The following is a 13,645-nucleotide window of genomic DNA, read 5'->3' as shown; positions in this document are numbered from 1 at the left end:
TATGTCACTATTCTGGTTCTTGAAGAGGAGCGGGCTATGTCTAACATGAAAACTGAAGTTGTAGTTGTACGATTAACTAAACATGAACGAGCATTATTAGATACAGTAAAAACAAAACCTTTATTGGCTGACTGGTTGAAGGAAATTGCTATGGCAGAGGTTAAGCAACAGGAAAATAAAAAGAGTAGTTAATTATGCAGAAATCAATCGAGTCATTTAATGTGATTATAGAAAAGTTAATTTTTTGATTAATTATTCGTTTTTGATAGTATCAAATTAGATGACTTAATTGGAATTTGAGAAGTGATGATAAAAGGACTTTTGTTTACGTTAATACTCGTACTTGTGTCTGGTTGTACAACGAAAAAACTGGATGCCCCTTATGGTTTTAGGTGGGGGCAAACCCCCGAACAGATACGTAAATTGCATTTAAAAGAATTACAATGTACTGAATTCCAAGAGGGAGGTGCATTATGCTCATCAACGGACTCCCCTCAAATAGCAAATAAGCTGTTTTTATTGATGTTTTCCCGGGAGAAAAATACGTTAATGCTAGTTTCTTCCCAAGGAAAAGTGAGTCGAGACCAATCAGTCATTTTGGCTGAGTATGATGCAATTAACCAGAAAATGTTTGAAGTTTATGGTTTACCAAAGCAAACAATCGAACGCTATAAACGGGATGTTTATTTCTTAGATAAGATATCGGATGACGAAACAACGCCATTTAAGCGAGTCTATGAAAAAGATGGCATGCAGATTATGGTCGGTATTGTTAGTAATGCCCATTTTCGCAAAATTCACGATAGAAAAGACATTGTTTACTCAGTGATGGTTATCCATAATTTAATACCAACTAAACCACAATAAGCAGCTATTAAGCTGCTTTACACTCGTTAATGCTATTTGTTCTTTCATTTGGCAATGCGTTTTCATCTATTGTTTTGTCTCTAGATGCGCTCTTGGCTTTGTTAGGCAATCAGCCCAGAGGAAAAATAATTAACTTGAATCGATAATTAGATTCATGACGACGTGTTATTGAAGCTATTAATGATTTTAAATGAGCAATTAATGGGAAAATCATCAATAAACTGGTCTGTTCTCCTTATTTATTGTCACACTGTCTTAAGTAAATGGATAATATCAGGTATATTAGAGCCTGATTGTTAGCTACCAAGAAAAAAATACTATGATTATCAAACCTAAAATTCGTGGTTTTATCTGCACTACAGCTCACCCAGCAGGCTGTGAAGCCAATGTGCGTGAGCAAATTGCCTACGTGAAATCACGTGGCGAACTGAAAAATGGCCCTAAGAAAGTTTTAGTTATTGGTGCATCCACCGGTTACGGTCTTGCCTCTCGTATCAATGCTGCATTTGGCAGTGGTGCGGCTACCATCGGTGTATTTTTTGAAAAGCCAGGCAGTGAAGGTAAAACAGGCTCTGCGGGTTGGTACAATTCTGCAGGTTTTGACAAGGCAGCAAAAGAAGAAGGCCTGTATGCAAAAAGCATTAATGGTGATGCTTTTTCTGATGAATGTCGTCAAACCGTTATTGATTTAATTAAACAAGATTTAGGCCAAATTGATTTAGTTGTTTATTCACTGGCCTCTCCAGTGCGTAAAATGCCTGAAACGGGCGAAATTGTACGCTCGGCCTTGAAACCTATTGGCGAGCCGTATAAATCTGTTGCGTTGGATACCAACAAAGATGTGCTGATTGAAGCTGTTGTTGAACCCGCAAACGAACAAGAAATCGCAGATACAGTAAAAGTCATGGGTGGCCAAGACTGGGAACTGTGGATGAATGCGTTAGATGAAGCGGGTGTTTTAGCCGATAACGCACAATCTGTGGCTTATTCTTATATTGGTACGGATTTAACATGGCCAATTTATTGGCATGGTACCTTAGGTAAAGCAAAAGAAGATTTGGACCGTGCGGCTCATGCAATCAATCAAAAATTGAAAGCCAAGGGTGGGGCAGCGTATGTTGCTGTATTAAAATCTGTTGTAACACAGGCCTCCTCTGCAATTCCTGTCATGCCGTTATATATCTCTATTGTCTTTAAGATTATGAAAGAAAAAGGGATCCATGAAGGCTGTATTGAACAAATTCAACGCTTATTTGCCACTAAGTTATTCAATGACGCAGTGCCAGAGACCGATGAAAAACATCGTCTACGTTTAGATGATTGGGAATTGCGTGATGACGTACAAAACACATGCCGTGAAATTTGGCAGCAGCTTAATGATAACAACATCAATGAATTAACGGATTACCAAGGCTATAAAGCTGAATTTCTCCGTCTGTTTGGCTTTGGCCTAAATGGTGTTGATTATGATGCTGATCTCAGCGGTGAAGTGAATTTTGAAGTGAAAGAGCTAATTTAGTTATATTCGTCTTCATTTTCAATTTATTAGAAACCCGCTACTTGCGGGTTTCTATTTTTAGCTATCTTTGTAAATCATACGCATCTGTTTTATCTTGTTAGTTGAATTATTGCAATACGGTAATTTCACCATCGCGGATAAGAGCTTTAGAAATAACCGTTCCATTTTCATCAAATTCGGTCACTATTCCAACGAGTTTTTCATTTTTAAATGTGCCCGTAATATTGGGTTTATTACTAGGTGTGTCGTGATAAATTATAAATGGCCCTGATAATTTACCTTGCAGTGTGTTGACTTCGATATCGTTACGGCCACTCTCATGGTAAGTGCGGACAGTTCCATGTACCTTGCAGTCTTTGAGTTCAATATGGGATCCAGGCTTGCCATTTTCATAGTAGGTTTTGATGTATTTATCAAAGCATCCTTTAGATACCCATGTTTTAAATTTTGGCTGACCATTATCGAACTCAGTCTCAAATGCTCCTTCAGAAAGGCCTTTTGGAGCCTCTATGGTCGGAAACTCTATCTTTTTTAATTCACTTAACTCCCCAAATTTCGAATCTGAGTTTGAATTAGAATTTGGAGATCCTCCAAGTTGGCACCCAGAAACTAATAAAACTAAAGAAAATAATGCAACAGATTTAATTGGTTTTAGTTTGAACATGTAGCCTCTATTATTGCTGTGAAAAAATAATGGATTCAATTGCATATAAAACTATAGCCTTTTTATGACCACATAGGGTGAGAATTATCCTAAACCATTTATTTTTAATGAGTTCTGGATATTTTAAAAGGGGAACTCAGGTGAATAAAAATTGATGTTAGTCATCTTGATAATAAGGTAATTTAGTCAGTTAATGTGATTTATATAATCAGGGAGTCATAGATGTTAGTTGTTGAAATGTTGAGTACCGGCGATGAGGTTTTACACGGACAAATAATTGATACAAATGCCGCTTGGTTGGCAGACTGTTTTTTTCAACAAGGTCTCCCTTTGAGTAGCAGAACAACGGTTGGTGATAATTTAGATTGCTTAGTCGCTACTTTCCTTGAGCGTAGTTTATCTGCAGATATTCTCATTGTTAACGGCGGGCTTGGGCCAACAAGTGATGATTTAAGCGCCTTGGCGGCGGCTAAAGCTGCGGGAGTTCCATTAGTTGAACATTCTCAGTGGGTTGAAGCCATGGAGCGTTATTTTATTGCCAGAGGGCGGGTTATGCCTGAAACGAATCGTAAACAAGCACTACTCCCTGAAAATGCTGAATTAATTGATAACCCTGTAGGAACGGCTTGTGGCTTTTCTTTAGTCTTGAATGATTGTCTGATTTTTTTTACTCCTGGTGTTCCTTCTGAATTTAAGGTTATGGTGAATGAGCAAATTTTGCCAAGGTTACGAGCACATTTTACATTGCCAGAGCCACCAGTTTGTTTACGCCTAACCAGTTTTGGCCGTAGTGAAAGTAGTCTTGCGAAGCAATTTGATAGCTTACCTTTACCTGAAAACTGTGTTTTAGGCTATCGTTCTTCAATGTCTATTATTGAATTAAAGCTAACGGGACCTGCGTCACAAAAAGAATTGATGGAAAGAGATTGGCAATTAGTGAAGCAAGGAGTAGGGGACAACTTGATATTTGAAGGGACAGAAGGTTTAGCACAAAAAATTGGCAAATCCCTAAGAGAAAGGAAATTACAAATAATAGTCAGTGAACAATTTAGCGCAGGGCTGTTAAGTTGGACATTAGATTCAGCGGGGATCGCTATTTCTTCCAGTCAAATTTTGCCATCTGACGTGGAACAAACATTGAAAATTTTAGCGCAAAGAGCTCAAAATATAGCAATTAATCATCCTTTATCTATTGGTTTAGTGGTTGGCGAATATAATGAGCAATATTTAAACGTTGCTCTATCAACACCAGATATGTGTTATGCGCAGAGAATTCATTATTTACCAAATAATCATTCACAGAAAGAAAAACAAGAAGTCAGTGTAATGTTAATATTAGATATGTTGTCTCGTTGGTTAAATGGTCGCGAGGTTATTGGCTACTATGAATGGTTAGTACAAACAGAAACACTTATTTTTGAGAGTTAGGTGGTTATGAAGTTAAAAGATTATAAGTATATTCCTGTTCCTGAAGAGAGGCCGTTTCAACCAGAATTTCAGTCAATAATAACAGAATCTATTTATTGGCTGAGTTGCATATTAAAAGACAAGCTCCATAGCATGTATGTGTATGGTAGTGTTGCAAAAGGCTGTGCGAAGCCACAGCAATCGGATTTAGATCTATGCATTATATTATGTGGTGCCCTTACTCAATTAGAAACAACCAGATTGAATGAAATACAAGTTCAATTAACAGTTAATTATATTGAGGTCAGCAAAATTGATTTTGATATTGGTATTCTTACGGATGTGATGAGTGAGGCTAATCTATATAGTTGGGGATATTGGATTAAGCATCACTGCCGTTGCATTTATGGGGATGATTTAGCAACATGTTTTAACCAATTTACCCCTTCACGAGCAATAGCCGAAGCCGTTAATGGTGATTTTGTTGATGTGCTTAATGCTTATATCGACCAAATCAATAATTGTAATGATGATGCTGAGTTAACGTTATTATATCGGGCGGCATCGAGAAAGCTCATTCGTTCGACTGATATTTTACGTTGGAAAAATGATAATGACTGGCCAGAAACATTATCTGAATATGCACAAAAATTCGTTCAACGTTATCCAGAACGACAAAATGAAATAAATTATTTTTTATGTCAAAGTTTACAGCCTTTTGTTGATGAGCAATTCTTGGAACATTTAGTCCAGTTTATCTGCTGGTTGGATGTTGAACATTCTAATATTATTAATAAATGAGACAATTATGGCTCATCCGGTTGTAGTGCATTAATGATGTAATTAATACTTGAAACCCCTTTCTTGCAGGCTTTGTCTTTTAAAACAGTCGGCGTTTTATCAATGGCCATTTTTACTGAAGATAATTGTTCGGTGTAGGTTTGTGCTCCAATAATCTCTGGATTATTATGTAAGTATTCAATAACTACATCGACTTTTTGATAAAACTGGTCACACGAGTTGCCACCCGTTTCTAAGATTTTTAGTTCATTAAGAGAATTTGGAATAAGTTGTTTCGTATGCTGTTGTACTTGCTCGATATACTTTCCTGACTTTGCTTGCTCAATTATAGTCATCACCTGATTTTTCATATTTAAAAACGAGTAGATAACTGTAATTAAAGCGATAGCTAAAATTATATTGATACTAATACTGATCCAGAGTAAGTGTTTTTTCATTACATTCCTTGAGTGAAAAATAAATCTGCAATAGATAGCTTAGTCGAGTGAATAATCCATGTATGTAAGATTAACACGAAAAAACAAGGTAACCCAATAATAGGCTACCTAGATTACTATAATTAATAGCGGCTATCGGACAGTCAAAACAGAAATTTTTGAATTTTGAATAACCATTGATGCTGTTGAACCTAAAAAGTATGTGGACATACCTGGGCGCCTTGACCCAATAACGATTAAATCAGCAGAAATTTCCTCTGCAACACGTAAGATTTCATCTCTTGGTGTTCCCATTAAAACTTGAGCACTGTATTTATCATTTGGAATATTAAATTCTTTAATTATTTCAGCGAGCTGCTTCGTGACGTTTTCTTGTTCACTATCTGCTTTTTCAGCAAAACCAAATCCCATTGTGGTATAGAAAGGAACAGTAGGAATAATTGCCAAAAAATGAATATGTGCTTTTTCATATTCAGCAAGGTATTGAATATGAGACATAACTAAATGTGCTAAGCTTTTTTCTGTTATATCAATAGGAACTAAAATTTTATTATACATGTTTTTCTCCAGCTTTTATTTATTGAGTTCATGTTGTAATCGGATCATTAGTTTATTAATAGTACGGAAGTTAAACCAGCACATGGCCGAGTTAATCAAAATAATGCTAATTTACGTATAATCATTACATTCTTCGGAATTTATGATAGCGGATCAACGATTCAAATACTTTGACGGCGGAATCAACTTAATCAACTTAAAGTAGTATTTATGGGCTGTTTTTCATGCGCTTTGTGCTATACAAAACGTGAATGCTTTGAATCATCATCTTCCTGTTATATGATCTATACATGATTTGTATACATATCATATTGTTGAGGTTGCTTTGGGTATCGTAAAAATTTCAGATGAATTGCATGATTATCTGCGCCATGCGAGCCAGGTTATGTCCCGTTCGATTAATTCACAGGCAGAGTTTTGGATTAAAATTGGTATGCAAGCTGAACTAAACCCGAATAAGACATTTACTATGTTAGTCAATGAAATGTTAGAAAAAGAGTCAATTGAATTAAAAGGAAAAGTTCATGAATAATATTACAATTAAAACAGCAGAAGAAATTGAACTGATGCGTGAGTCTGGACGACTTTTGGCTAGCGTTTTTAAGATGTTGGATTCATTTATTGTACCGGGTATTTCCACAATGGAGATTAATGATAAAGTTGAAAGCTATATCGTTAATGAATTACAAGCAAGGCCTGCTAGTAAAGGGCAATATGGCTACCAATATGTTTTGAATACATCGTTGAATGAAGTCGTTTGTCATGGTGTTCCAAAAACAGATGAAATTTTAAAAGCAAAAGACATCATTAACGTTGATATTACGCTAGAGAAAAATGGCTTTATCGCTGATTCAAGTAAAATGTATGTAATGCCAGAAGCTTCACCACTAGCACGTAAATTAGTTAAAGATACTTATGCTGCTATGTGGGAAGGAATAAAACAAGTTAAACCGGGTGCGACATTGGGTGATATTGGTTCCGCTATTCAACATTATGCGGAATCTAAAGGTTACAGTGTCGTACGCGAATATTGTGGGCATGGTATTGGCCGTGAAATGCATGAAGATCCGCAAGTTCTTCATTACGGCGTACGAGGGAAAGGGGTTGAATTAAAAGAAGGAATGACATTTACGATAGAGCCAATGATTAACCAGGGTGGGATGAAAATTAAAACAAAGAAAGATGGTTGGACGGTCGTAACAAGAGATAAAAAATTATCTGCTCAATCTGAACATACGGTATTAGTCACTAAAGATGGGTATGAAGTTTTAACATTACGTGATGAAGAAAAATAGTGTTAAAAGTAGAATTTACAAGCTTGCTGCCATAAAGGTAGCAAGCTTTTTTTATACAAATTTTTACTATTGTCTCAGTGCTATTGCTATACGGTTAAAGGCACTCATTAAACCAATAGCGATAGTTAAATCAGAAATTTGTTCATCAGAAAAATGGTGTTTTAATTCATTAAAGAGAGCATCTGATGTACCACTGGTAGCTATATTAACGACAGCTTCGGTCCAAGCTAATGCAGCGCGCTCTAATGAATTAAAATGATGACTAACCTGCCAGCCAGCGAGTGTGTCTATTTTTTTGTTACTGACACCATTTGAATGTAATGAGCTTGCATGCATATCTAGGCAAAATGCACAGCCATTGATTTGTGAAACTCTTAAATAAACAAGCTCTATTAGTTCTTTACCTAACCCGCTTTTATCCAATGCATTTTTGCATTCAATAAGCCCTTTATACGCTTCAGGTGATAAATTGTTATAAGCTAATCTCAGTTCGCTCATGGGGGTTCCTTACATATTTTGTTGTCAGATGAAATGTAATGTTTGGTGCGGTTTGGTTGGAAGGTTGAGCTACTTTATTTTATAAAGAAATCAAGTTCAATAGCATTAAGTGGCATTTGTGGAAACCAATATTAGATTAGTACGACAAGAATCTATAAATTTTTGCTGAATATCAAGTGGAAGTTGGTTATCTATAATAATATCTGTCAATTCGTCTATTTGAGCGACACGAAATAATGACCATTTACCGTATTTACTACTATCAGCAAGCATAACAGAGCGTGTAGCATTTGTTATTAGGTCACGTTTTAGACCTGCCTTTTCTTCTGTTGGTGTTGTAATTCCTTTTTCTAAACTCCAAGAGTTACAACTAATGAATGCGATATCAGGATAAATGCTACGTAATAAAACACGCCCATGCTCACCAATACAAGATTGGCTACTATCGTCAATTCTTCCACCAACAATTGTGACTTCAATTTGTTTGAATTCAGAAAGAAAAAGGGCAATATGGAGGTCAGAGGTGATAACACGCAGGGGCATATGAGTGAGCTCTCGCGCTAGCTCAAGCATGGTTGTCCCTGCATCAAGTAGAACCGTGCTACCTGGTTCAATTAAACGGGCTGCCGCTTTCGCAATAGCCCGTTTCTCTCTTAGATTACGCTGGTTTTTTTCGGACGTAGTGGGCTGAACAGGAATGAAACGGTTTAGGGTTACACCGCCATGCGTGCGAGAGATAACCCCAGTTTCATCAAGTTTAATGAGATCACGCCGGATAGTGGCCGCTGACACGGATAATGCTTGTACTAGTTCTTCAACAGTGACGAGGTTATGCTGTTTAAGATACTCAAGTATTAAATCTAATCTATCCATTGTGCTCATTAGTTATACTACATTCATCGCAAGTTTAAGTGAGATGGCCATACTTTCAGGATTTGCTTTACCCGTCCAAGCAATATCAAATGCGGTTCCGTGATCGGCTGAAGTGCGCAAGAACGGGAGGCCCGCAGTGATATTAACACCATCATAAAAACCTAATAATTTCAAAGGAATATGACCCTGGTCGTGATACATGGCAACAACCATATCATATTGCCCTTGATAGGCTTGTAAAAATACAGTATCTGGAGGACAAGGGCCATAAATATTAATACCTTCAGACCTTACCTGTTCTATAGCTGGTTGTAAATATACGATTTCTTCATCACCAAATAAACCATTTTCCCCAGCATGAGGATTAACGCCAGCGATCGCAATACGTGGTTTTTCATAGCCAACGCGTTTTAAAAAGTCTGATGCGATACGAGACACGGTTATGATACGCTCGCTATTTAATGTATCTAAAAATTTACGCAATGCAATATGTGTTGTGACATGGATGACTTTTAATTTTTCGGTATAAAGCACCATGGCATAATCTTTGGTATTGGTTAGCTGGGCAAGTAGTTCAGTGTGACCTGGGTAGTTGTGCCCGGCAAGGTGCAATGCTTTTTTATTTAAAGGTGCAGTGGCAATCGCTTTCACTTCACCTGCGAGAGCTAGTTCAGTCGCACGTTTAATACAACGAAATGCTAAGTCACCAGCTTGAGCTTGGACCTTCCCCGCAATAAGTGCGCTAGGGTCGGCTAGGGGTTCATCAATAATATTGATGGTATCCGCTGAAAATTGAGCTTCTTTGATATTTTGTATCACATTGATTTTTATCTGAGGAACTACCCCTGATTTAATTAATCGCTGCATTGTTGATGCACAACCGATAACAACGGCAGAGGCTCCTGCCAGTTCACCTTCTGCAAGGGATTTGACGATAATTTCTGGGCCAATACCTGCAGGATCTCCCATGGTAATAGCAACAACATTATTTTTCACAATAAATTTCCTCAATATATTTGATGGCTTCGCATAAAGTGGTTATTTGACCAAACCCTCCCGCTTTGGTGATCACGGGTAAGTCATCAATTTCACTGTCAATAAAAGTGCCGCAAGGTATACATGGCAGTACCTCAGATTGAATTCGATAACCTTTTGCTCCCAAAGTATTGGCAACCGCAATCGCAATATCTCCACCTGTTAAAAAAAGTCCCCCGATGCTGGCAACAGACAGCGTATTTAAGGTCAGCAAACTAATAAAGTCGCTGATATTTTTCCCCAATTCATTACGAGTCATATCGTAGGTATTGCATAGGTCATCAATATGATGCCTATCTTGCACATCTCGGCTGGTTCGTATGATGGTGTGTTTTTGTTGGTTTAATGTTTGACTAATTTCTTTGATGAGCGCAGCCATGTAGTTATCTTGTGTAGTGGCTGCAAGTACTTGTGTGACATCAACATCAATGACACTGGCATCACAATGTGTTTGTGCATAGTTTACCTGTTCAATTGTTGCGCTGCTCATTGAGCCAGCGACAATAAATAACGGTAGCCCTTGCTTTTTATTCATGAAAATATTCTCAGGCAATGCATTTGCAAAGCCCGCAGCTCCAACGAGTAGGCAAGGTTGAACTATTGAAAATACGGCTTCAGCAATTAGTGCTAAATCTTCATCATTTTCAGCGTCCGTGACGATGATACTGCCTTGCGTTGGCTCTTGTGCTTGTAACCATGTTGCGAATCGCCCTGAACGTATTTGGTCTAGATTCACTTCAATAACGGGCAGGGTAGTCTGCTGATGGAGAATAGTTTGGATACGTGATGAAACTATTGGTGTTTTAGGGTCAGAAGCAAATTCAGTTTCAATAAGTGCTTTTCCATGAACGAGACATTCACCATTTAACGTTACACGTCCTGCCGCAGGAATAGCTGCGGCAACAATAGCAAGTTTTAAGCCTGTTTCTGACATAATTGTCTCTATTTCTGCCCCAATATTACCGCGAAATGTTGAGTCAATTTTTTTATAAATGACAGGTTTATCCTTCTGAGATAAAAAAGGTTTCAGGCTATTTCGTAGGTTTTCTGAAGCAACCTGTGCATTTAATGCGCGACTTTCTGTATTAAGCACAACGACATCAGCAAACCAAGAATGTTTTTGTGTATTATCAAGAAGTATCTCTGTGCGCGCATGCTTTTTAGCAAATTGAACACCGGTATCATTTGCCCCTGTAAAGTCATCCGCAATAACTAAGAGTTTCATAAATAACTCCTTACTCTTCAGTTTGTTGGGGATGTCTTGCTTGTTGGCGTTTAGCAACCCAAGAGGTCAGGATAGGGGTTAGAATAGCGGTGGTGATCACGGATGCAGCAATCAAAGGAGCCGCAGAAAGCGCAATAGCCTCTAAGGATGGGTCGGCTTGTGCGATAGCGAGTGGTGTTGCCACTGCATTTCCTGCGGTACTTGAGGCTGCAGCGCCTGCGATACCTGAACCTCCTACTAGACGGTCTGCTCGAATATTAAACCAGCCGCCAACAAACGTAGTCAGCACACCGAGCAAGATACCTGCGAGTCCACCTTGTAATAGCATTTCTAAGTTGATCCCTGCGCCTAGTGCAAAAGCGAAGAAAGGAATTAATATTGGCCCACCTTTTGTTAGAAAATCGCGCATATGTGGGTCTAGATTTCCTAAGATCATGCCAACAATTAACGGAACAAGAACCGCAACTAATGCCATTAAAGGGATATTTGCCATACCAGCTGCGCCTAGCGCAATCATGGTAAAGAAAGGCCCATCATTAAGAGATAAAATTGAGATAGCACCAACGTCTCGTTTATTACCAAACTCCCCAACTAAAGCGGCATATAAGCCACCATTTGAATTGCTCATTGCTGCAATAATTGCAACACCAGTTAAACCAAAAATCCCTTCCATTCCAAAGAGATAATCGACACCTAGACCAAGAGCAATCGCAACGACTAGTTTTGTTAAGGTAATTGTACCTCCTTGTAATAAAGCTTGTGGCGCCGCTTTAAAACTAATTCCTGCACCCATACAAAGCAAGAATGCACCAATAAGAGCAGGGGCACCATTTTTAAACAGTGATGTTGTAAAGCCACCGATTTCGAGGGCTTGAGGAGCAAAGGTGTTGATTAGGGCACCGAGTACTAATGGCACAACCATCATGCCACCAGGTATACGTTCAATCGATTTTTTTATTTGCATGGTTTTCTCCGCCATGATTTATTTTAGTCATAATGATTATATTTAATCAATTAAAAACAACAGTGATCAAGATCGCAATAATTCCCTTTACCATCAATTGAAACTATACTCTAATATCCACCATTAACTTGGCTTAAAATAATTATAATTTGGCTTTTAATGGGATGGATGTCATTTAAACTGAACGAGAGAGTGATTATAAATAATCACACATGTGTTTTGTGATTGAAATTAAGCATTAATAATTTAAACAGATAAAACTAGGTTTATAACAAAATTATCTGTAATGGCTCAGCGATTCATTTTTACCAAGATAGAAACAGCAGATTTAGTGCTTTTAAATTTAGGATTATTAGACTTGTAGTTAGAAAATAAGTGGTGACAATAAGGCGCTTTATTATAATTATTAATTTGATAGGGATTAACTCATGCAATTTAAATCAATGATTAAATTGGTTGTCGGTGCTGCATTACTTCTAGTTATTGGTCTCGTAGGGATCAATTCATATACTATTGTACAAGATGGCTCGGTTAAGGTGGGGACATTTTTAGGAAAAGTCGACCCAGTTGCTTATGATGCAGGTTTACATTTTCCAATTAATCCGTTTACAACATTTGATACGTACTCAACAAAAGATATTCGAGTATCACTAAAAGAGCTAAGAGTACCTTCGCAAGATAAATTAAAATCTATTGTTGATATTACGGTAATGCTTCAATTTGATGGTGCGAAAGCTCCTGTATTACGTATTAATGGTGGTACAGAAAGCGAAGCTTTAGATAAATATGTACGCCAAAAGCTGATTTCAACGATTTTAGAATTTGGTAAAGATGTTGCTAATGCACAAGATCTTTATACTGCAGATACACAAAGAAAATTACAAGAATCTATTCGTGATGCTATTCAAGGGTATGCTTCCCCTTATGGCTATACAATAAAAGAAATCATGATCCAAGATATTACTTTGCCTGAGGTTGTACAAGAGCAAGTGGTTAATACCAAAATGCGCCAAGAGCAAATCAACCAAGCAAAAGCAGAGGCAGAAAAAGAGCGTGAATTAGCTCAGAAAAAGGTTGTTATTGCTGAAGCGGAAAGAGAGTCTGCTGAACAACAAGCCATCGCCAGAGAACGTAACGCACAAGCAAGTTCATTTGCGATGCGCCAAGAAGCAGATGCAAAATTGTATGCTGCTCAGAAAGAAGCTGAAGCGAATGCGATATTACAACGTACTATTACCCGTGAAATGATCAATTGGAAACAGTTAGAGATTGAGCAGATTAAAGCTCATAAATATAAAGGTGAGGTACCTAATATTGTTGTTGGTGCAGATTACGATGGTAAAATGATTATGGATATGCGTAATAGCCAGTAATATTAATTAAAAGAATTACCGCAGTTAAAACCTATTCTATTAAGTTAGCATGGGTTTTTATTTTTATGTGCACCATATTGATATATTAGACAAAAACTCATCTGGTTTGGTCATAAAAATTAACCGTTA

General features: G+C 37.6%; 16 protein-coding genes. 8 read left to right on the top strand and 8 right to left on the bottom strand.

Annotated elements, in window-relative coordinates:
* The first annotated feature begins 36 nt into the window (after positions 1-36).
* The 3 genes from P3L44_RS12820 to fabV all read left to right on the top strand — a co-directional run bounded on the left by P3L44_RS12820 (position 37) and on the right by fabV (position 2,386).
* A complete protein-coding gene (locus tag P3L44_RS12820; protein ID WP_125890884.1) occupies positions 37-192 on the top strand; it encodes an MbeCy in 156 nt (51 codons plus the stop codon).
* Positions 193-306: 114 nt separating this feature from the next.
* Positions 307-867 (top strand): hypothetical protein, encoded by a 561-nt coding sequence (locus P3L44_RS12815; RefSeq protein ID WP_140170666.1) that lies wholly within the window; start codon positions 307-309, stop codon positions 865-867.
* A gap of 319 nt (positions 868-1,186) precedes the next feature.
* The gene (fabV, locus tag P3L44_RS12810) at positions 1,187-2,386 is read left to right on the top strand and encodes an enoyl-ACP reductase FabV (protein ID WP_272661497.1); all 1,200 of its coding nucleotides are present in this window, start codon (positions 1,187-1,189) and stop codon (positions 2,384-2,386) included.
* A 106-nt stretch (positions 2,387-2,492) separates the two neighbouring features.
* Here the strand turns inward: fabV and P3L44_RS12805 are convergent, their stop codons facing one another.
* Positions 2,493-3,095, bottom strand: coding sequence for a toxin-antitoxin system YwqK family antitoxin (locus tag P3L44_RS12805; RefSeq protein ID WP_272661498.1), 603 nt, complete (start codon positions 3,093-3,095; stop codon positions 2,493-2,495).
* Between the two features lie 177 nt (positions 3,096-3,272).
* On the opposite strand from P3L44_RS12805, the gene P3L44_RS12800 reads away from it, so the two are divergent.
* Positions 3,273-4,478 (top strand): nicotinamide mononucleotide deamidase-related protein YfaY, encoded by a 1,206-nt coding sequence (locus P3L44_RS12800; protein ID WP_272661499.1) that lies wholly within the window; start codon positions 3,273-3,275, stop codon positions 4,476-4,478.
* 6 nt (positions 4,479-4,484) lie between these two features.
* Positions 4,485-5,258 (top strand): nucleotidyltransferase domain-containing protein, encoded by a 774-nt coding sequence (locus P3L44_RS12795; protein ID WP_272661500.1) that lies wholly within the window; start codon positions 4,485-4,487, stop codon positions 5,256-5,258.
* A 5-nt stretch (positions 5,259-5,263) separates the two neighbouring features.
* On the opposite strand, the gene P3L44_RS12790 is transcribed toward P3L44_RS12795, so the two are convergent.
* Entirely contained in the window at positions 5,264-5,695 is a 432-nt protein-coding gene (locus P3L44_RS12790) for a hypothetical protein (protein WP_140170662.1), read from the bottom strand.
* Positions 5,696-5,827: 132 nt separating this feature from the next.
* Positions 5,828-6,253: a universal stress protein gene (locus tag P3L44_RS12785; protein WP_096863927.1), complete on the bottom strand. Its 426-nt coding sequence runs from the start codon at positions 6,251-6,253 to the stop codon at positions 5,828-5,830.
* A 325-nt stretch (positions 6,254-6,578) separates the two neighbouring features.
* Here P3L44_RS12785 and P3L44_RS12780 point away from each other — a divergent pair, with 325 nt between their 5' ends.
* Both P3L44_RS12780 and map read left to right on the top strand, forming a co-directional pair.
* Positions 6,579-6,785, top strand: a complete 207-nt coding sequence (locus P3L44_RS12780; RefSeq protein WP_036958645.1) for a ParD-like family protein — start codon at positions 6,579-6,581, stop codon at positions 6,783-6,785.
* A complete protein-coding gene (gene map / locus P3L44_RS12775) occupies positions 6,778-7,548 on the top strand; it encodes a type I methionyl aminopeptidase (protein ID WP_004263445.1) in 771 nt (256 codons plus the stop codon). Before P3L44_RS12780 ends, map begins: the two co-directional genes overlap by 8 nt.
* Before the next feature lie 66 nt (positions 7,549-7,614).
* Here map and P3L44_RS12770 read toward each other — a convergent pair whose 3' ends face one another.
* From P3L44_RS12770 to P3L44_RS12750, 5 genes are all read right to left on the bottom strand, one after another.
* Positions 7,615-8,046 carry a carboxymuconolactone decarboxylase family protein gene (locus tag P3L44_RS12770; protein WP_272661501.1) on the bottom strand — a complete coding sequence of 144 codons (432 nt, stop codon included), beginning with the start codon at positions 8,044-8,046 and terminating at the stop codon, positions 7,615-7,617.
* Positions 8,047-8,151: 105 nt separating this feature from the next.
* Positions 8,152-8,928, bottom strand: a complete 777-nt coding sequence (locus tag P3L44_RS12765; RefSeq protein WP_410480033.1) for a DeoR/GlpR family DNA-binding transcription regulator — start codon at positions 8,926-8,928, stop codon at positions 8,152-8,154.
* Positions 8,929-8,931: 3 nt separating this feature from the next.
* On the bottom strand, positions 8,932-9,888 hold the full coding sequence (locus tag P3L44_RS12760; RefSeq protein ID WP_410480059.1) for a D-threonate 4-phosphate dehydrogenase: 957 nt from the start codon (positions 9,886-9,888) through the stop codon (positions 8,932-8,934).
* 16 nt (positions 9,889-9,904) lie between these two features.
* Positions 9,905-11,179: a D-threonate kinase gene (gene dtnK / locus P3L44_RS12755; protein WP_272661504.1), complete on the bottom strand. Its 1,275-nt coding sequence runs from the start codon at positions 11,177-11,179 to the stop codon at positions 9,905-9,907.
* 10 nt (positions 11,180-11,189) lie between these two features.
* On the bottom strand, positions 11,190-12,143 hold the full coding sequence (locus P3L44_RS12750) for a 2-keto-3-deoxygluconate permease 1 (RefSeq protein ID WP_096863928.1): 954 nt from the start codon (positions 12,141-12,143) through the stop codon (positions 11,190-11,192).
* A gap of 428 nt (positions 12,144-12,571) precedes the next feature.
* On the opposite strand from P3L44_RS12750, the gene P3L44_RS12745 reads away from it, so the two are divergent.
* Positions 12,572-13,516 (top strand): SPFH domain-containing protein, encoded by a 945-nt coding sequence (locus P3L44_RS12745; RefSeq protein WP_004263460.1) that lies wholly within the window; start codon positions 12,572-12,574, stop codon positions 13,514-13,516.
* Positions 13,517-13,645 lie beyond the last annotated feature (129 nt).

It is taken from the genome of Providencia sp. PROV175 (genome assembly GCF_032707045.1).
Taxonomy (GTDB): domain Bacteria; phylum Pseudomonadota; class Gammaproteobacteria; order Enterobacterales; family Enterobacteriaceae; genus Providencia; species Providencia hangzhouensis.
Note: the sequence above shows the minus strand (reverse complement) of the source record. Positions and strands in the feature narration are given on the sequence as shown.

Coding starts and splice junctions, on each gene's coding strand:
- P3L44_RS12785 (WP_096863927.1), bottom strand. CDS start 6,253: ATGTATAATAAAATTTTAGTTCCTATTGATATAACAGAAAAAAGCTTA.
- P3L44_RS12745 (WP_004263460.1), top strand. CDS start 12,572: ATGCAATTTAAATCAATGATTAAATTGGTTGTCGGTGCTGCATTACTT.
- P3L44_RS12750 (WP_096863928.1), bottom strand. CDS start 12,143: ATGCAAATAAAAAAATCGATTGAACGTATACCTGGTGGCATGATGGTT.
- P3L44_RS12770 (WP_272661501.1), bottom strand. CDS start 8,046: ATGAGCGAACTGAGATTAGCTTATAACAATTTATCACCTGAAGCGTAT.
- P3L44_RS12790 (WP_140170662.1), bottom strand. CDS start 5,695: ATGAAAAAACACTTACTCTGGATCAGTATTAGTATCAATATAATTTTA.
- P3L44_RS12815 (WP_140170666.1), top strand. CDS start 307: ATGATAAAAGGACTTTTGTTTACGTTAATACTCGTACTTGTGTCTGGT.
- P3L44_RS12765 (WP_410480033.1), bottom strand. CDS start 8,928: ATGAGCACAATGGATAGATTAGATTTAATACTTGAGTATCTTAAACAG.
- P3L44_RS12760 (WP_410480059.1), bottom strand. CDS start 9,888: ATGGGAGATCCTGCAGGTATTGGCCCAGAAATTATCGTCAAATCCCTT.
- P3L44_RS12820 (WP_125890884.1), top strand. CDS start 37: ATGTCTAACATGAAAACTGAAGTTGTAGTTGTACGATTAACTAAACAT.
- map (WP_004263445.1), top strand. CDS start 6,778: ATGAATAATATTACAATTAAAACAGCAGAAGAAATTGAACTGATGCGT.
- fabV (WP_272661497.1), top strand. CDS start 1,187: ATGATTATCAAACCTAAAATTCGTGGTTTTATCTGCACTACAGCTCAC.
- P3L44_RS12795 (WP_272661500.1), top strand. CDS start 4,485: ATGAAGTTAAAAGATTATAAGTATATTCCTGTTCCTGAAGAGAGGCCG.
- P3L44_RS12800 (WP_272661499.1), top strand. CDS start 3,273: ATGTTAGTTGTTGAAATGTTGAGTACCGGCGATGAGGTTTTACACGGA.
- P3L44_RS12805 (WP_272661498.1), bottom strand. CDS start 3,095: ATGCAATTGAATCCATTATTTTTTCACAGCAATAATAGAGGCTACATG.
- dtnK (WP_272661504.1), bottom strand. CDS start 11,179: ATGAAACTCTTAGTTATTGCGGATGACTTTACAGGGGCAAATGATACC.